A 2,952-nucleotide genomic window follows, 5' to 3' on the forward strand; every position below is an offset into this window, starting at 1 on the left:
CAGCGCAGGGCTCAGATGCCCCGGTAGTTGCCAACCTTGGTTGGCACCGYTGTTTGCCAGYGCCCACCAAGGTGGGCRTCTACCAAAGCGGGGGCAYAGCCCCCAGCGCAGRGCTCAGCCGCCGCAGTCCTGCGCCAGCCGCGCGTCGATGCCACGCTGCTCCCTGCTGATCGCGGTGCGCTCGCTCTGCAGCGCGCTGTTGTAACGCCGGTCCAGTTCCCAGCGACGATCACGCAGGCGTGCGCACACTTCCTGCGGGGGCAGGGCGTGGCAGGTATCGCGCACCAGGATGTTGCCGGCAGGCACGTTGACACCGACGCCCACTGACGGCGGGCGATACACCGGAGGCCCGCCGCCGATGGGGGTACCGATGGTGTTGCCGCTGCCGGCCGGACGCGGCCCCGGATGCGGTCCGGGGTAYGCACCGCCAGGATGACCATGCGGGTACCAGACCGTCGTCCACAGCGGCACCCAGCGCGGATTCCCTTCGTTGTTGTCGCTGGTGTAGCGGTCGCCGTCTTCACTCACGCATTCGTACATCGGCTGTGGCGGCTGGATGTAGACATGGCGCACCTCGCGCTCGCGCATCGCTGGCGTCTGCACCGATGCGGGCGGCGCGGCCTCGGTGCTGACCACCCGTGGCGGCGGGTCGCGCGGCCGTTGCAGGTCGCGCACTTGCTGGCGGCCGGCCGTGCAGGGCTTGTCCTGCAGCGCGACGGCACCATTGCTGCCGACGCAGCGGTAGACCCGCACGTCGTCGGCGGCAAGGGCCGGCAACGACAGCAGCAGGGCCAGAGACAGGACAGCGCGCAGCAGGGTCATGGGCGCAGCGTGCGCGATCGGCAACACCGACGCAATGGACCTGTCAGGACCGCAGTACGTTGCCACTGAGCGCGTCGCGGATCGGCGTGGGTTGGGCCAGGCCGCCGGTCTGCCCATCGAGGATGCCGTCGAGCAGGCGCAGCAGGCGAGCGTCCAGCTCTTCGCGGCTGCGCGCGGGGGGCTCGCCGGCAARGTTGGCGCTGGTGGAGACCAGGGGGCCACCCCAGGCCTGGCACAGGGCTGCTACCAGGGGATGGGCGCTGATTCGCACCGCGATGCCGCTGTGTTCGCCGGTGATCCAGCCGGGCGCGCGCGTGCCGGCGGGCAGGATCCAGGTGTTGGCGCCGGGCCAGCTGGCGAGCACTGCGCGCTGGCGTGCATCGGGCAGCGCCTGCAGGCGCACCCAGCCCTGCAGCTGCGACAGGTCAGCGGCCACCAGGATCATGCCTTTCTCGATCGGGCGCTGCTTCAGTCGCAGCAGCGTGTGCACCGCTGCCTCGTGCGCAGGATCGCAACCCAGGCCCCAGACCGCTTCGGTCGGGTAGGCAATCACCCCGCCACTGCGGAGCGTGGCGACTGCGGTGTCCAGTGTGAGTTCTTTCATGGCGGCGACCGGGCCCGGCGTGGGCCTTCATTATCCCCCCGCTGCGTGCAGAGCGGGTGGAGCGGTGGGGGCGGACCGTGGGTCCGCTCACCTTGGCAGATCATCCACGCATGGCGTGGATCTACTTGGCAGCCTTCTTGACCGCCTTCTTGACGGCCTTCTTGACGGCCTTCTTTGCCGGTGCCTTCTTGGCCACGGACTTCTTCGCAGCCGCCTTCTTGGCCGGCGCCTTCTTGGCAGCAGCCTTCTTCGGCGCGGCTTCCTTCTTCACTGCCGCCTTCTTTGCCGGTGCCTTCTTGGCGGCGGCCTTCTTGGCGCCGAAGCCCTTGCGCACCGGCTTGCCGGTTTCTTCCATCAACTGCTGCACCTCGGCCAGGGTCAGCGATGCCGGTTCACGATCCTTGGGGATCTTGCCGTTCATCTTGCCGTCGCTGATGTACGGGCCGAAACGACCGTTCAGCACCTGGATGTCGCTGCCCTCGAACTCCTTGATGATCCGGTTGCGCGCGATTTCTTCCTTCTCTTCGATCAGGAACACGGCGCGGGCCAGGTCGATGGTGTACGGATCGTCTTCCTTCTTCAGCGAGGCGTAGGTGCTGCCGCGCTTGGCGAACGGGCCGAAGCGGCCGATGCCGACGCTGACGTCCTCGCCCTTGTCCTCACCCAGCGCGCGCGGCATCAGGAACAGTTCCAGCGCGTCTTCCAGGGAAATGGTGTGCATTGACTGGCCCGGCCGCAGCGAGGCGAACTTGGGCTTGTCCTCGGCATCCTCGGCGGTGCTGCCGATGGCCGCGTACGGCCCGAACCGGCCCAGGCGCACGCTGACCGGCTTGCCGGTCTTCGGGTCGGTACCCAGTTCGCGCGCACCACTGGCCTCGGCACGGTCGACCGATTCCTTCTTGTCTTCGACCAGTTCCTTGAACGGTCCCCAGAAGCGCGACATCAGCGGAATCCACTCTTCCTCGCCACGCGAGACGGCATCGAGCTCGTCCTCCAGCTTGGCGGTGAAGTCGTAGTCGACGTACTGGGTGAAGTGGCTGGACAGGAACTTGGACACCGCACGGCCGACATCGGACGGGCGGAAGCTGCGGCCTTCCATTTCCACGTACTTGCGGAACAGCAGGGTCTGGATGATCGAGGCGTAGGTCGAAGGACGACCGATGCCGTACTCTTCCAGCGCCTTCACCAGCGCCGCTTCAGTGAAGCGCGGCGGCGGCTGGGTGAAGTGCTGGTCGGCCACGATGCGCTCCAGCGGCACGCGGTCGCCCGGCTTCATCGCCGGCAGCTTGCGGCCTTCATCGTCATCCTCGGCGCTCTTGCTGTCCTTGCCTTCCTCGTACACGGCCAGGAAGCCGGGCACCACCACCGTGGTGCCGCTGGCGCGGAACACATGTTCGCTGCCGGCCGACAGGTCCACGCTGACGGTGTTGAGCGTTGCCGGGATCATCTGGCAGGCCACCGCACGCTTCCAGATCAGTTCGTACAGCTTGCGCTCGTCGTCGGTCAGGAACCGCGCGACCTGGGCC

Annotated in this window: 3 protein-coding genes; all 3 read right to left on the reverse strand. The window is 67.7% G+C overall.

Annotated features, from left to right (window positions below; all coding sequences use genetic code 11):
* Window positions 1-114: 114 nt before the first annotated feature.
* The gene (locus tag AC1VAN_RS16865; protein ID WP_032976669.1) at window positions 115-822 is read right to left on the reverse strand and encodes a DUF4124 domain-containing protein; all 708 of its coding nucleotides are present in this window, start codon (window positions 820-822) and stop codon (window positions 115-117) included.
* A 43-nt stretch (window positions 823-865) separates the two neighbouring features.
* Window positions 866-1,426, reverse strand: a complete 561-nt coding sequence (gene tsaC, locus AC1VAN_RS16870; RefSeq protein WP_480986256.1) for an L-threonylcarbamoyladenylate synthase type 1 TsaC — start codon at window positions 1,424-1,426, stop codon at window positions 866-868.
* Between the two features lie 121 nt (window positions 1,427-1,547).
* The coding region (locus AC1VAN_RS16875; protein WP_480986257.1) for a DNA topoisomerase at window positions 1,548-2,952 on the reverse strand (1,405 nt) is incomplete at its 5' end.

The organism is Stenotrophomonas sp. 05L44_2, assembly GCF_056665995.1.